The sequence below is a fragment of the Thermodesulfovibrio aggregans genome (assembly GCF_001514535.1).
Classification (GTDB): domain Bacteria; phylum Nitrospirota; class Thermodesulfovibrionia; order Thermodesulfovibrionales; family Thermodesulfovibrionaceae; genus Thermodesulfovibrio; species Thermodesulfovibrio aggregans.
Map to the genome: position 1 here is coordinate 281,458 of NZ_BCNO01000002.1, position 13,874 is coordinate 295,331.

The 13,874-nt window shown below is 32.8% G+C and carries 15 protein-coding genes and 1 tRNA gene; 4 read left to right on the forward strand and 12 right to left on the reverse strand.

Annotated features, from left to right (window positions below; genetic code table 11):
• Positions 1–5: 5 nt before the first annotated feature.
• From TAGGR_RS07935 to TAGGR_RS07985, 11 genes are all read right to left on the reverse strand, one after another.
• A tRNA-Ile gene (locus tag TAGGR_RS07935) sits at positions 6–80 on the reverse strand.
• Positions 81–163: 83 nt separating this feature from the next.
• Positions 164–1,465: a DUF512 domain-containing protein gene (locus tag TAGGR_RS07940; RefSeq protein WP_059176828.1), complete on the reverse strand. Its 1,302-nt coding sequence runs from the start codon at positions 1,463–1,465 to the stop codon at positions 164–166.
• Complete coding sequence (locus TAGGR_RS07945) at positions 1,446–1,988, reverse strand: CDP-alcohol phosphatidyltransferase family protein (RefSeq protein WP_059176829.1); 543 nt, start codon at positions 1,986–1,988, stop codon at positions 1,446–1,448. Before TAGGR_RS07945 ends, TAGGR_RS07940 begins: the two co-directional genes overlap by 20 nt.
• A gap of 10 nt (positions 1,989–1,998) precedes the next feature.
• On the reverse strand, positions 1,999–3,015 hold the full coding sequence (locus TAGGR_RS07950; protein WP_059176830.1) for a tetratricopeptide repeat protein: 1,017 nt from the start codon (positions 3,013–3,015) through the stop codon (positions 1,999–2,001).
• Positions 3,012–3,503 carry a PASTA domain-containing protein gene (locus TAGGR_RS07955; RefSeq protein ID WP_059176831.1) on the reverse strand — a complete coding sequence of 164 codons (492 nt, stop codon included), beginning with the start codon at positions 3,501–3,503 and terminating at the stop codon, positions 3,012–3,014. Before TAGGR_RS07955 ends, TAGGR_RS07950 begins: the two co-directional genes overlap by 4 nt.
• The gene (gene rsmB / locus TAGGR_RS07960) at positions 3,503–4,783 is read right to left on the reverse strand and encodes a 16S rRNA (cytosine(967)-C(5))-methyltransferase RsmB (RefSeq protein ID WP_059176832.1); all 1,281 of its coding nucleotides are present in this window, start codon (positions 4,781–4,783) and stop codon (positions 3,503–3,505) included. The genes TAGGR_RS07955 and rsmB overlap by 1 nt, the downstream gene beginning before the upstream one ends.
• Positions 4,750–5,295 carry a DUF116 domain-containing protein gene (locus TAGGR_RS07965; protein WP_059176833.1) on the reverse strand — a complete coding sequence of 182 codons (546 nt, stop codon included), beginning with the start codon at positions 5,293–5,295 and terminating at the stop codon, positions 4,750–4,752. Before TAGGR_RS07965 ends, rsmB begins: the two co-directional genes overlap by 34 nt.
• A complete protein-coding gene (gene fmt / locus TAGGR_RS07970) occupies positions 5,270–6,196 on the reverse strand; it encodes a methionyl-tRNA formyltransferase (protein WP_059176834.1) in 927 nt (308 codons plus the stop codon). Before fmt ends, TAGGR_RS07965 begins: the two co-directional genes overlap by 26 nt.
• A 7-nt stretch (positions 6,197–6,203) precedes the next feature.
• A complete protein-coding gene (gene def, locus TAGGR_RS07975; protein WP_059176835.1) occupies positions 6,204–6,704 on the reverse strand; it encodes a peptide deformylase in 501 nt (166 codons plus the stop codon).
• 12 nt (positions 6,705–6,716) lie between these two features.
• Positions 6,717–7,667, reverse strand: a complete 951-nt coding sequence (locus tag TAGGR_RS07980; protein WP_059176836.1) for an MlaD family protein — start codon at positions 7,665–7,667, stop codon at positions 6,717–6,719.
• The gene (locus tag TAGGR_RS07985; protein ID WP_059176837.1) at positions 7,667–8,137 is read right to left on the reverse strand and encodes a flavodoxin family protein; all 471 of its coding nucleotides are present in this window, start codon (positions 8,135–8,137) and stop codon (positions 7,667–7,669) included. Before TAGGR_RS07985 ends, TAGGR_RS07980 begins: the two co-directional genes overlap by 1 nt.
• Before the next feature lie 182 nt (positions 8,138–8,319).
• Here TAGGR_RS07985 and TAGGR_RS07990 point away from each other — a divergent pair, with 182 nt between their 5' ends.
• From TAGGR_RS07990 to TAGGR_RS08005, 4 genes are all read left to right on the forward strand, one after another.
• A complete protein-coding gene (locus TAGGR_RS07990; RefSeq protein WP_059176838.1) occupies positions 8,320–10,251 on the forward strand; it encodes a hypothetical protein in 1,932 nt (643 codons plus the stop codon).
• A 79-nt stretch (positions 10,252–10,330) separates the two neighbouring features.
• Positions 10,331–11,074 (forward strand): N-acyl homoserine lactonase family protein, encoded by a 744-nt coding sequence (locus TAGGR_RS07995; protein WP_059176839.1) that lies wholly within the window; start codon positions 10,331–10,333, stop codon positions 11,072–11,074.
• Between the two features lie 6 nt (positions 11,075–11,080).
• Complete coding sequence (locus tag TAGGR_RS08000; protein WP_059176840.1) at positions 11,081–12,274, forward strand: HD-GYP domain-containing protein; 1,194 nt, start codon at positions 11,081–11,083, stop codon at positions 12,272–12,274.
• 297 nt (positions 12,275–12,571) lie between these two features.
• Positions 12,572–13,417, forward strand: coding sequence for a membrane-associated sensor domain-containing protein (locus TAGGR_RS08005; protein ID WP_059176841.1), 846 nt, complete (start codon positions 12,572–12,574; stop codon positions 13,415–13,417).
• Here TAGGR_RS08005 and TAGGR_RS08010 read toward each other — a convergent pair.
• On the reverse strand, positions 13,401–13,874 hold a 474-nt coding region (locus TAGGR_RS08010), incomplete at its 5' end, for a transposase (protein WP_173636699.1). The two genes, TAGGR_RS08005 and TAGGR_RS08010, sit on opposite strands and share 17 nt — an antisense overlap.

Consider the following 13,874-nt stretch of genomic DNA (forward strand, 5'->3'; position numbering starts at 1 on the left):
CTCAATGGGCCTAGTTGGAGTCGAACCAACCACCTCACCCTTATCAGGGGTGCGCTCTAACCGAGCTGAGCTATAGGCCCATCAGTAATTTAAATTAACCTAAAAAGTTAAATTTTGTCAATCTTGCTAATTTAAGGTATTCAGTATAGAGGTGATATTTGGCTTATTGACCGCAATACTTCTCTTGATTTTTTATCTCCTTCAATAAGTACACAGGTTCTGAACTAATTTTTATTGCTTTGATTTTTAAAATCTTTTCAATATCACTCATTTTTAAGTTATCTATAAAGATTCCATCTGAATCCTTCATTGTAACATCAGGAATAAGAAGAAAATCTCCCGGTTCAACATATTGAGCTAACCCTCTGATTATATCTTCACCAGTTAAAAGTCCTGTTACTGTCACAGTCTCTCCAAACATATTGTTTTTCAAAGGATAAACATCAATCGGAATGTTTTTTTTCTTTAGCCTCTCAATGAATTCGTAAAGATATGGATAGAAAGAGGTTCCTGTAAAAGTAACAAATCTCTGTTTCAACTTCATTGATGGTATTCTAAGTTTTTTTGCTTTGTCCATAAATAGTGGAACCATTCCAACTCCGTTTTCAATTTGAGGGAAATCATCATAAATATTAATAGGAGGGAAAGACATTTTAGCTTTAATATAAAATTCATCGGCAAGATAGACAAAACTAATTCCATGTTTTTTTCTAAATCTTTTCTGAAATTTTTCAACAACTCCTATTACCTCTTCAGCTTTATTTTTTGTCACAGGAGTAAGTCCATTTTTGTGATACTTTGTAAGCCCGACAGGTACAATTGCTATTGAAGAAACATAGGGATAAAGCTTATGAAGTTCCAAAATTGTTCTCTCAAGAACTTTTCCATCATTAAACCCGGGACAAAGCACCACCTGGGTATGCATTCTGATTTTCATCCTTGCAAGTTTTTTTAGTTCCATCATAATAGGTGGTGCTTCAAAGTTTTGCAAAAGAGTATTTCTTATCTCAGGATCTGTGGCATGTACAGAGATGTAAAGAGGAGATAGTCTCAACTTTTTTATTCTTTCGTAGTCTTTTTGGGTGAGGTTTGTTAATGTAATATAATTACCATAAAGAAAGCTTGCTCTATAGTCTTCATCTTTAACATAGAGTGACTTTCTTAATCCCTTCGGCAGTTGTTCAACAAAGCAGAATAAACATTTATTAACACATCTTTTTACTCTGAAAGGTTCTACCTCTATTCCCAAAGGCTGTGCTTTCTTTTTAATATTAAAACTTATTTTTTTACCTTCTCTTTCAACTGTAATCTTAAGAAAATCTTCATCAGTATAGAACATTAAATCAAGAACATCTTTAATAGAATGTCGGTTTATTGAGAGTATTATGTCCCCTTCTTTTAAACCTGCTTTATAGGCAGGAGTTGAAGTATGTACATGTTCAATTTTAACTCCTGATTTTGCCATTTCTTATCAGTATGTATTGTAATAGTGAGACAATGGCTAAAAAACTTACGAAGAAATATCCAAATTGAGGTATAGGTGGAATATTAAAGTTTGTTGCAAGAAGAATATAACCAAAGATAATTACCTGGGATGCATTACTTGCTTTTCCAAGCATTGTTGGTTTTGTTATCTCTTTTTTTCTTAAATAAATTTCTAACCAACCAATGGCTACAAGAGCATCTCTTATGAAAACTAATATTATAAACCATTTTGGTGCAAGCTCGTTAATATAAAATGTAATCATAATACTCAAAAGAAGAAATTTGTCTGCTAAAGGGTCAAGAACAACTCCAAGTTTTGATATTTGATTGAATTTTCTTGCAATAATTCCATCAAGACTGTCTGTTAAACCTGCAACAATGACAATTTTTAATGCAGCCGAATAGTCCTTTGAATTCATTGCGAGTATAAAAAAGGGGACAAGAAATATGCGGAGAAAACTTAATATGTTCGGAATTGTTATTATCCTTGCATTTACCATCATAAATTATACTCTACGGGATGTTATAAGGCAACGAATATTTTCCCATAAGTAAATCATGGGCATACTTTTTTTCAAGTGCAAACTTGTGCCTATCGGCTTCTATTAAGGCTTCATTAAAATACTTTTTTGCCAGTTTTTTTCTCTTGCTTAAATAATTAAACATGCCTCTTTGGATTTTACAATATATCAAACCTCTTGGATCTTTACATTTTTTGAAGTTTTTTTCAGCCCTTTCAATGTATTGCAACGCTGCTTTGTAGTCTTGTTTTAAGATACATGTCATTGACATACTCCACAAAGTATATGATGAGCTTACTATATCACCGATTTTGCTATAAAGGTTTAATGCTTTTTTGAAAAACTTTTCAGCATTCTTAAGATCATTTATCATTCTGTAAGCATTACCTATTCCGCAAAAAGAGTATGCCATTCCAAATTTATCACCAATTTTTTGAAATATTTCATTTGCCCTTTTGTAATATTTCATAGAATTTACATAATCTTTATAGACTCTCATGCTTCCACCAAGACCACAACAACTATACCCAATGCCTTCTTTATCTTTGAGTTTACTAAATCCTTCAAGAGCTTTTTTAAAACACTCAATAGATTTTCTAATTCTTCCACCCCATCGCCATACAGTTCCCTCAGCCCACAGTGTAAAATATATTGCTTTTTTATCTTTATGTTTTTCATAAATTTTTCTTGCTCTTACTAAAAATTTCAGAGATTCCTTCCACTGTCCCATCGCCTTTTTTGACAATGCTATCCCCACTAATGCATCTGCCTGACAAATTTCATCCTTAAGAGCTTGAGCAACTTCAAAAGCTTCTTCATAATAAACAATAGCATTTTTAAAATTTCCCAAAATTCTACTTAAATCTCCCAGAGCAATTAAAGCATCCAATGTTATAGAGATATCAGAACTCTTTAAAGCATTTTTGTAGATCTTCTTCCACAGTCTCAATGAGTCTTTAAATAAACCATCTTTTCTTAATTTTTCAGCTTTTTCAATAAGTTTTTTCATTCTTCTTCCTTCCCAAGACTCACAATTAGTTTTATCGCTTTTCCTCCTTCCTGGGGTTCTGGTGACTGAGCGATAACTGTGTTTTCAGGATATTTATCTGAATGAATTTTTATTACTTTTTCTATTGGAATACTCTTTTCATTCAAAATTTTCTCAACTTCCTCAAAACTCAATCCTCTTACATCAGGGAAAACTGTGAATCTCAATCCTTTACTCATTACAACTCCAACTTCTCTTCCCTTTTTAATCTTTGTGCCTGAAGGCGGAGATTGTCTTGAAACTGTTCCTGTAGGCATTTCCGAATACTCTTCTCCGTCAATTCTTATATAAAGTCCTTTTTCTTTCAGCAATTGATTCGCCTGAACAATATCCTTTCCTCTTAAATCAGGCACTTCTGTGGTTCCTCCTGAAACAAAAATGGTTAAGGAAAGATACCCTGCTAAAAAACCTGCTAATATTGCTCCTGCTATGTATAAAACTTTCTTCATCAATTTCTTAACAGTTTAGCTATGAAAAATCCGTCTGTTCCCTCTACATGTGGATATGTTCTCAACTTATCTATACTACTAAATTCATCATGATTCTGTAAAAAGCTTTCAATTACCTCTTCTCCCTCCTCAGGCTCAGTTGAACACACAGAGTATACAAGGAAAGAGTTTTTAGCTAAAAATCGTGAGACTTTCTCAAGCATTATTTTTTGAATTTTAGAAAGTCTTTTAATTTCCTCTTCACTTACTCTGTATCTTACATCAGGATTTCTTCTAATTACTCCCGTTGAAGAACACGGTGCATCAAGAATGATCCTGTCAAAAGAGTACTTAAAGTTTATCTGAAGAACATCTGCAAGTTCAGGTTTTATATTTACATCAGGAACGAATCTTTTTAATCTTTCAATGTTTTCCTGTAGTAGTTTAAATCTCTCTTTATTGTTTTCAATACATATAATTTCTCCTTTTTTCATCAAAGCAGCAGTAAGCAAAGTTTTACCTCCTGGGCTTGCACAGGCATCAAAAACTCTCGCATCTTCAAAGGGCTCTAAAAGAAAACAAACAAGTTGAGAAGCTTCATCCTGAACTATCCAGAAAAAAGAAGATTGATTAAGAACTTCTCTTATTTCATAACCCTGCCCATATATCTTCAGTCCAGATGATACTGATTCTGAGAACTCTACATCAAATCCTTTTTCTTTTAAATAATCTGCTACTAAACCTCTTTCTTCAGGTTTTACAGCAATTGTAAAAGGTGGTTTTTTATTATTTGCCTTAAGAAGAGACTCTACCTCTTCAGGTGAAAACCTTTTAAGCCATCTTTTGATAAGCCACTCAGGATGAGAGTATTTTATTGAGAGAGGAAGGTTAATGCTCAAGATTTCTTCTAACCCTTTGCCAGAATACTTTTTTATAAAACTTCTCAATATGGCATTTACAACTGCAGGTTTTCCATTAAAAATTTTTTCAATATTTACAGCTTCAAAAGTTACAGCATATTCTGGAATTTTCATGAATAGTAATTGATATACTGCAGTTCGTAGATTATTTATTGTAAAAGGAGAAAGACCTTTTTTATTTTTAAAAAAATTTTCAAGCAAAAAATCGATCAAGTATAAGTTTCTCAAAGTACCATATAAAACCTCTATGAGGAACGCTCTATCATGCCTGTGGAAAGATGCAAGAACCCTATCAGTAAGTAGAGATTTTAAAGATTTTTTCTTATACAACACAGTGCTTAAAATCTCTACTGCAGTTTTTCTTGGCGATTTATAAACCATTTAATCGCATCCTCTACTTTATTAAGATTGACAGTTGTGTCAATACATGGTCCAAATGGTCTTTCATTTAGTATACCAAGCACAGGTATTGGATAGGTATCAACTATTCCGCTTGAAAGGTCTCTTTCACATGCAACAGCAACTATTGCATCAGGTCTAATCTCTTTTACTACCTTTCTTGCAATCGTTCCTCCTGTAGCAATAGAAATTGATACATGATGAGTTTCTGCAAGTTCAATTAAATCTTTTATTCTACAGTTTCCACATCTACGACATTTATAAACATCAAAGGTAAGTCTAACATCGCATTTTGAGTTTTGAATACAGTGAGGAAGCAAGAGAAGGATTTTTTCAGGCTTTACACTATCACGCATGACAAGATGATTGTTGAGTCTCACAATGTATGCCTGAAATTGAGCTTTTTTAGATTTTAAAAATGCTCCAGCAAGCATAAGCACAGGATAGAGGATCTTAAGAACAAAACCTCTAACAAAACGAATCCACACCTTCATTTATTTTCCTTCCAGAGAGAAACTCCTTTGCTGTCATTACTTTTTTGCCTTCAGGTTGAATCAGAAGAATTCTGAGTAAACCACTACCTGTTCCAACAACTAACTCATTTTTCGCCTTAACAATCATGCCTGGAGTTGCAACTCCTTCAATTACTTCTGCTTTAATTATTTTTACTCTTTCATTTTTTAAAAAACTATATGCACAGGGCCATGGATAGGTGCCTCTGATAAGATTAAATATTTGTCGTGCTGAGGAACTCCAGTTAATCTTTCCATCTTCTTTTTTAAGCGGAGGAGCATAACTTGGCTCACCTTTTTGAGGCTTTGGTTCAATTTCTCCTTTTCTCATCTTTTCAATTGTCTCAACAATCAATTCAGCACCTACTCTAGAGAGTCTTTCTGATAGTGTTTGAGCATTATCTTCATCCTCTATCTGAACTTCCTTTTGCAAAAGCACAGGACCTGTGTCAAGTCCTTCATCAATAAGCATGGTGGTTACTCCAGTTGTCTTTTCTCCATTTATCAAAGCCCATTGAATTGGTGCTGCTCCTCTATATTTTGGTAACAAGGAGGCATGTAGATTTATGCAGCCGTATTTTGGTATTTCAAGAATTTCCTTTGGAAGAATCTTTCCATATGCAACCACTACTGCAAACTCAGGATTTAGTCTCTTTAACATCTCTATAAAATTTTCATCTCTTATTTTTTCTGGCTGTGCCAATGAAAGTCCATATTCTAAGGCTATCTTTTTAACCTCACTTGGTTGAATGTTTTTTCCTCTTCCCTTTGGTTTATCAGGCTGGGTTATAACGAGAAGTATTTTTTCATCTCTTTCAATTAAAGCTTTAAGTGAAGGGACTGCAAATTCTGGAGTCCCGAAAAAAATTATTCCGGCTGGCATGACAGAGCTATTTCTTTGATTTTGAGTATTTTCTTCTGAAAAGCTCTCTTTTAAGTGGACTTATTCTATCAATAATAAGAATGCCATCAAGATGATCTATCTCGTGTTGCAAAGCTCTTGAAAGAAGCCCAGTGGCTTCAATTTCAATGGGATTACCTTTCCTATCCAAGCCTGTCACATAAACCTTCTCTTTCCTTTTTAGCCTTGTTATAAAACCTGGTAAACTTAAACAACCCTCTTCAGAAAGAATATCCCCTTCGCTTAGTTTTATTTCAGGATTTATTAAAACAATAAGCGATTGATTTTCCTCTCGTATAGAAGTATCAACAACGATGAGTCTTTTTGAGACTCCTACCTGTGGAGCAGCCAAACCAATACCATTAGATTTATACATAGTTTCAATCATATCATCAATAAGTTTCTGTAAATCACCATTTATCTCGGTTACTGATTCAGCTTTGCCTTTCAGGACTTCATCAGGATATTTTTTTATCTCAAGTATTGCCATAAGACATTATAACTAAAAGATACTGAATTTGAAAAATTTTTTAGGATCTTTCTTTATTTCTTCAATAAGTTCTTTAAGCTCCCTAATGCTTTGTTTTAAATCTTCTGCCAATGCTTTATCACTTATCAACATTTTGAGAGTTCCCTGAGAGGATTCAATTTCCCTTAAGAGACTATCAAGTCTTTGAGAAGTTTTCAAAAGATTTTCATATAAAGTAGGATCATTTATCATCTTACCGAAAGTTCCCTGTGCTGAGGATATTTTATTTGAAGCTTCTTCGAAGTTTTTTAAAGCATTTGAAAGTTTTTGATAAAACTCCTTATCCCTTGAAATCATTCCTATGCTTCCAAGTCTTATTTCTTCTACTGTTTTTCTAAGTTCTAGGATTGCTGAGTTTAAATTATTGTAAAGAGAAGGGTCAGTTAATAGCTTTGGAATAGTTCCTTCAGATTTATCTATTTTTGCCATTAATGAGTCTACTCTACTAACTAATCCTTCGATCTTTTTAATAGTTGATGTTGCAACTCCTAATATTTCCCTAACTTCTATCTGAGAATAACCATACATGCCCTTTGATACATCAAAGCTTTCCTGAGATTCACCTGGAAAAATTTCAATATATTTATCACCAAGAAGTCCTATTGTCTGGACAGTTGCTTGAGCGTCTGATTTTAAATAACCCAAAACATCTCTATCTAGTAAAACTTTTACTACTGTTCCGTATTCTTTGCTTAGTTTAATTTCTTTAACCTCTCCAACATCAACTCCTGCAACCCTCACTACAGCACCTTTGCGAAGTCCCTTTACATCTGAGATATAGATATTAAGAGGGACTCTCTCTTTAAATAGAGACTGTATTCCACCAGAAAAGATGATTATTGAAAAAATAATTAGTAGTGTAATTGTTATAACAATACCAACTTTTAATGATGCCCACTTTAGCTGTTTTTTTCTATCAAACATTATATTCTTTTCAATACTTCGGCATACTTATTTACCATTTCCGATATTTCTCTTTCAACTCTTTCATCTGGTTTTCCAATTGAAACAGGACCATAATGTCCAAGTCTTGTGAAACCTAAACATATACATCCATGAATTAAAAATGCCTTCAGAATATCAAGGCAAACAGTTTCTCCACCTCCACCAATCATTCCTGTAGATGTAAAAGCTGCTACAAGCTTTCCTTCAATTTTTCTATAGTATTTAACACTTTCATCAATAAATTTTTTAACCTCAGCTGCCATTGTTCCAAAATAATTAGGTGATCCAATAATGTAGCCATCATACTCTGGAAGATTATCAACACTAATCTCTTCAACTCTTTTTAAATCCACAGTTACTCCTTTATCCGTAAGTCCCTGAGCAATCATTTTTGCCATCTTTTCTGTATTTCCTGTCCTTGAATAATAAAGAACAAGCACTTTTTTCATTTTCCACCTCCATAATTATTGTTTTTCAATTTTATCATAATTGTTGACTAATCTGCCATTTGAAAAAGAGAATAAGAGGCTCTTGTTGTTTTTTAAAAAATAAAGGTCATAGTAGCAGTAGTTAAAATTTTTATGTATACTTGAATATTGATTGAACAAAATAATTTTGAAAGGAATAAAAAATGGGAATTAAAAGCAAAATATTTTTAGTGGTCTTAGTAGTGTCATTTCTTTCTTTATTTTACTTTATAACTCATGCTAAATCTCAATCTCAGCTTGAACAACAGTTAAGAGAAATAGAACAGCAAATGGAGGAAAATACAAATATTAATAATCTTTTGGATAAATATAAGAAGGTCATAGAAACATTTAATAATAATGTAGATAGCTTCACAGGTATGCAGAATATTTCTTCCCGACCAGCAGATAATCCTGAAAAGGAAATACAGAGACGCAGGGAAATAATTAATAGTCAATACAGAAATGCAAAATATATACTTGGGGGACTAAGTGAGCAAGTAGAAAATCCCCAAATTGCTGAAGCTATACCGGTTGAAGGATATATAATTGTTGAAAGTGGTGAAAAACTTCTGAGAGATAGGGAACAGATTGAGCGTGAAATAAGCTATGCAATCAAAGAAAAATTTGTTGGCAATCTTGTAGTTTTGAAAACTTACAACATCCATACAGGAAAGTTCGAGAATGAAAAAGAGTATGAACTTGACACTTTATCTACAGATATCAAAGTATTGAGCTTTGCAGGTAAAACATGTACTAAATGGAGCTATTATACACCCAAGACCTGTGATAGATATGCAAATTTTATTCTCTATGAGATTGAAAAGGGTGAGTTTTATCCCAATTTTTCATCGGAAGTGGTAAGCATCTCTACTGTTGACAATAAGGAAATGGACATTGAAGCTTACACTCCAGAGGTAACTTTCTATGCAAAAGATGGACTTGATAAGATACCTGTATCAATAGGATGCACAACTGGAAAATGGAGACTTACTTCAGCAGAACTTGAGAAATTGCTTAATATGGGAGCTTTTACATTAAAAAAAGAAATAGGCAGTAAATCAAATTCTATACCTTCGTGTTCATTAGGTTCAACAATGACACTTCATCTAAAGATAAAAAGAAATGAGCCAGAACAATGTACACAACCAAAAAACATAAAAGTTGAAATAATCAAACCCGTTCAACAAAGCAAGTATGTTTTTACTGATGACGGAAACACAGGAAGACTTATTCTTGAACTTGAGGCAAAAACAACACCTTCAGGATATGAAGACCGCATAGAGTGGGAAATTCCCGAGATGGAAGGTTCACATAAGATTATTCAGCCAGCCTCTGTTTTTTCACAACCAAAGGGTTCAAGGGCAGAAGTAATGTATAAAGGATTACCAACCAGTGTGGAATCTTTTGGAATACAAAAAGTTAAAGCCCGTATTAATGTAGATGGTTGCACCATAGAGGATACAAAGGAAATTATGCTTTTTTATCCCCGTGATGCAAAGAATAATCCAGAGGGAAAGTATCGTAACTGGTTTTATTACTGGAAGCAAACGCCTGCAGCAAAACCTCTTGGGCAGAATGTAAATATAGAGTTCGGAGGTACTGATTTTGATTTATGTAAGGGTGGACATGTTGTAGCGATTTTTAAGCCCGATTACCTATTTAAAACTATACATGTATGTGACCTAACTGAAAAAGTTGGAGGAGATTTCAAAATCACAATACCCCTTGTAAACAGATATGACCTATCAACTCTTTTAGAGAAAAAACTTGTTTCATATAATTACATTGATACTTTTGCAGTTATAATGATACATGAATTTACCCACTTTAATCACTACCATACCTGGTGGAGTGGAAAAACTGAGCAACAGAGAGCAGAGGAAGACAGAGATCATGACGGAGTGCCTGATAGATTAGAACCCTCTATGGACCTTGATCCCACAAAATTTCAGACCTATTGGGATCATGATGAGGATTTTAGAGATATTTACGGTGATGAGGAGTTTCTTGCCTATGAATCTACCTATGATTATCCAATAGGTAAATTTGACCAATACGACTGGGGGAAACCAGGTAAAAATTGGCAAGAATAACATGAGTTATTTAAATATAAAAAATTTAAAATAACCGGATACTTGACAAATCAAGATTTACATTAACAAGATAATTATTATGAAGTATCGCATACATCCGATTGTTATGGGAGCAAAAATCTTCGATAAAGGTATGATGACCTATCAGCATGATTATGGAAAGCCCTTTATTATTCCAATATTTTCATGGTATATAGAAGGTGGCGATTTAAAAATACTTGTAGATACAGGTGAATTAAGACCCCGCACATCTGTTGAGATCGAAAAGTCTCTTGGCAAAGTTTATACATTTGAAGAGGGACTTGCAAAATACGGATTAAAACCTGATGATATTGATATAGTTATCCATACGCACCTGCACAATGACCATTGTGAAAATGATTCAAAGTGTGTTAATGCCAAGTTTTATGTTCACGAAAAAGAATTAGAACAGATCCATAATCCCCATCCCCTTGATTTTAGATACAATGAGGACTTTATAACAGATATCGAAGAGAAAGGACAAATTATCACTTTAAAAGAAGATACAGAGATTCTTCCAGGAATAAAGATGATTCACACACCTGCTCACACTCCCGGAGGAATGTCAATTCTCATAGATACGGAAAAAGGTAAAGCACTAATAACAGGGTTTTGTGTAATCGAAGAAAACCTTTATCCTCCTCCTAAAATAATAGGAATGGGAATGGAAGTTATTCCACCTGGTACATTGGTAAACTCCTACGAAGCATATGATATAGTATTGAAAACTAAAGAATTAGCAGATATATTGCTTCCTCTTCATGAACCAAAATATGCATTTATTGATACAATTCCTCAATAAAAACCTATGGCTACACAGGTCATAGAAATAGATAATTATTTTCCTGTCAAAACAGAACTTCTTCCTTTAGGAATAGAAATGCCCTGTGACATATTTATTCAAGAAGGTGGAGAACTGAAAGTTATTTTAAAGCAAGGTGAACGATTCAGCTTTTTTCTTAAAAATAAACTTAGAGAGAAGAAAATCACCAATTTGTATATTGACAAAAGTAATGAAAAAATTTTCCAAGATTTTCTCTTAGAATTTAAGCCCAAAGAATATTTTGACAACATACTTGACCGTTACCAAATAAATAACGAATTTTACTACAAGATTGAAAAGGAATGTCTTAGTCCTGAAATTCCTGTAACTTTTAGCTTGTACTTTCATGATGGTAAGAATTTTAATATTTTTTTGGATGCATCTGAAGAAAATCCTAAAGCCATTTCACAAGATTATCTACCAGAAGAAGATATTTTAATATCAAGAAAAGATTTAGACCGCTATAAGGAATATTTAGAAAAACTGATAAAAGAAAGGAAATATGAATCCAAAATACTAAAAGAAACGGCGAAATTAATATTGAGAGATGTTTATATTGAACCAACCAACAGAAAGAATCTAGTAATTTTATGTGATAAAATTAATCAAATTATTGATTATGGAATAATAGAACCAAAGGTACTTGAAAATTTATTAATAATGAAAAAATTTGATAATTACAACTATGTTCACTCCTTAAATGTAATGATCCTTAGCCTATCTCTCGGTTTAAAAATAAAATTAGATAAAGAAGAGTTAAGACTTCTTGGAATAGCGTCAGCATTACATGATATAGGTAAAATAAAAATTTCTCCTCTTATACTTTCAAAGCTTGGCAAACTTACAGAAAAGGAATTTCAAATTTATAAAACCCATGTCATTGAATCAGTAAATATTGCTAAAGAATTAGATCTTCCTGAAAAGGTTATAGAGGGAATTGCTCACCACCATGAAAAACTAAATGGAACTGGATATCCCTTTAAACTAAAAGGGGAAGAAATTTCTTTTTTTGGAAAAATTATTGCTATTGCAGATGCCTATGAAATGCTAACAACTCCAAGGGCAATGAAATATGCCCTTACTCCCTACAATGCTCTTATGATACTTGTTCAAGATAGAGGATGCTATGACAAATCATTACTTGAAACTTTTATTAAAATGTTAGGAAGACTTATTTAATTCTTCCTGAATTTTTTAACTCAATATTTAATTTTATTTTTCTTAACTTTGACAGTTAAAAAATTAAAATCCCTAATTTTCAATATGTTAGGACTCACATGCCCTTTTTACTCCACTACAACTTCTTTGAGGATTACTGGTGGGACTTTTAGTCCTAAAGCTATCAAAATCTGAAAATTTTACCTTTTTTGGAGGTATCTTATGAGCAAAAAAGGCAGAAAGAAAAAAGGAAATAGGCAATGATAAGTTTTAAGCAATGGAAAACCCTTTACTTTTTTGCTATAATTTGAAAAAGCTATGTTTAAAAATCTTCAAAAATACGAAGATTACGTTCTTTTTTTTATCACACTTATAATCATATCTCTTAGCTCGCTTTACAGCTATTTACTTTTTCATACTTTCGCAGAACTTTATAGCATCATAATCGGTGCTACTGTTTTTATTGTAGCCTTTCAGCTCAGAGATAAAATTGAACAGGGATATCTGAGCTTGCTTGGTATCTCCTATCTTTTTATTGCACTTATTGATTTATTACACACTCTTGCCTATAAGGGTATGAATATATTTAAAGGATTTGATGCAAATCTTCCAACCCAGCTATGGATCTCTGCAAGATATCTTGAAAGCTTGAGTTTCCTTGTTGCTCTATTTTTTATCAATAAAAAAGTAAATGCCTATTCAGTAATGACTATTTATGCGGTTATTACAGTTATAAACATGCTATCTATTTTTGTATTTAAAAACTTCCCAGACTGCTACATTGAAGGTAAAGGACTTACAGATTTTAAAATCTACAGTGAATATATAATATGCCTAATTTTAGGAATCGTCCTGTGTTTTTTAAGAAAAAATAGAAATTTCTTTCCTGAAGTTACCTTTAAATATTTGCAACTCGCTCTAATTACAAAAATTCTTGCAGAACTTTCCTTTACTGAATATGTAAGCGTTTATGGTTCATTCAACTTTATAGGACATATTTTTAAAATCATATCTTTTTTCTTCATCTATAAAGCCATAATAAAAACAGCCTTTACTGATCCATTCAATTTGCTCTGGAAACAGTTAAAAGAAAAAGAAGAAAATCTTCAGAATGCTTATATTAAGCTTAATACATATATAGGTAATGTCAATAACTTTGTGTAAATTCATAAATAGGTGTATTCCTCCATTTTTCGTTTAAATGGCTTATCACTGCAAAAACTATTCTTTCAATACTTTCAACATTATTAAAACAACTCATAGTTCTCGTTCTTCGCCTTACTTCCCTAAATGCCCTCTCTATTATGTTTGTTGTCCTTAACTTCTTCCATAATGCCTTAGGTGTCTTGTAAAAAGCTGTCAATTGCTCCCAGTTCTTCCTTATACACTCTGCTGCTTTAGGATAAAGTCTGCCCCACTTGCTCTCCCATAACTGAAAATTTCTCTTTGCCTCTTTTAAATTCTCTGCACTATATATCTTCTTAGCTTCAAAAAGACATTCCTTTTCATCTTTCTTTCTAAGATATTTCGCTACATTCCTCATTTTATGTGCCCAGCATCTCTGCCTCAAAACAAGAGGAAATACATTGTCTACTGCATTCTCAAGAGCTTTGCTCCCATC

What these genes read in the sequence shown, in the direction of transcription:
- TAGGR_RS07940 (WP_059176828.1), bottom strand. Translation starts at nt 1,465, where the DNA reads ATGGCAAAATCAGGAGTTAAAATTGAACATGTACATACTTCAACTCCT.
- TAGGR_RS07945 (WP_059176829.1), bottom strand. Translation starts at nt 1,988, where the DNA reads ATGATGGTAAATGCAAGGATAATAACAATTCCGAACATATTAAGTTTT.
- TAGGR_RS07950 (WP_059176830.1), bottom strand. Translation starts at nt 3,015, where the DNA reads ATGAAAAAACTTATTGAAAAAGCTGAAAAATTAAGAAAAGATGGTTTA.
- TAGGR_RS07955 (WP_059176831.1), bottom strand. Translation starts at nt 3,503, where the DNA reads ATGAAGAAAGTTTTATACATAGCAGGAGCAATATTAGCAGGTTTTTTA.
- rsmB (WP_059176832.1), bottom strand. Translation starts at nt 4,783, where the DNA reads ATGGTTTATAAATCGCCAAGAAAAACTGCAGTAGAGATTTTAAGCACT.
- TAGGR_RS07965 (WP_059176833.1), bottom strand. Translation starts at nt 5,295, where the DNA reads ATGAAGGTGTGGATTCGTTTTGTTAGAGGTTTTGTTCTTAAGATCCTC.
- fmt (WP_059176834.1), bottom strand. Translation starts at nt 6,196, where the DNA reads ATGCCAGCCGGAATAATTTTTTTCGGGACTCCAGAATTTGCAGTCCCT.
- def (WP_059176835.1), bottom strand. Translation starts at nt 6,704, where the DNA reads ATGGCAATACTTGAGATAAAAAAATATCCTGATGAAGTCCTGAAAGGC.
- TAGGR_RS07980 (WP_059176836.1), bottom strand. Translation starts at nt 7,667, where the DNA reads ATGTTTGATAGAAAAAAACAGCTAAAGTGGGCATCATTAAAAGTTGGT.
- TAGGR_RS07985 (WP_059176837.1), bottom strand. Translation starts at nt 8,137, where the DNA reads ATGAAAAAAGTGCTTGTTCTTTATTATTCAAGGACAGGAAATACAGAA.
- TAGGR_RS07990 (WP_059176838.1), top strand. Translation starts at nt 8,320, where the DNA reads ATGGGAATTAAAAGCAAAATATTTTTAGTGGTCTTAGTAGTGTCATTT.
- TAGGR_RS07995 (WP_059176839.1), top strand. Translation starts at nt 10,331, where the DNA reads ATGAAGTATCGCATACATCCGATTGTTATGGGAGCAAAAATCTTCGAT.
- TAGGR_RS08000 (WP_059176840.1), top strand. Translation starts at nt 11,081, where the DNA reads ATGGCTACACAGGTCATAGAAATAGATAATTATTTTCCTGTCAAAACA.
- TAGGR_RS08005 (WP_059176841.1), top strand. Translation starts at nt 12,572, where the DNA reads ATGTTTAAAAATCTTCAAAAATACGAAGATTACGTTCTTTTTTTTATC.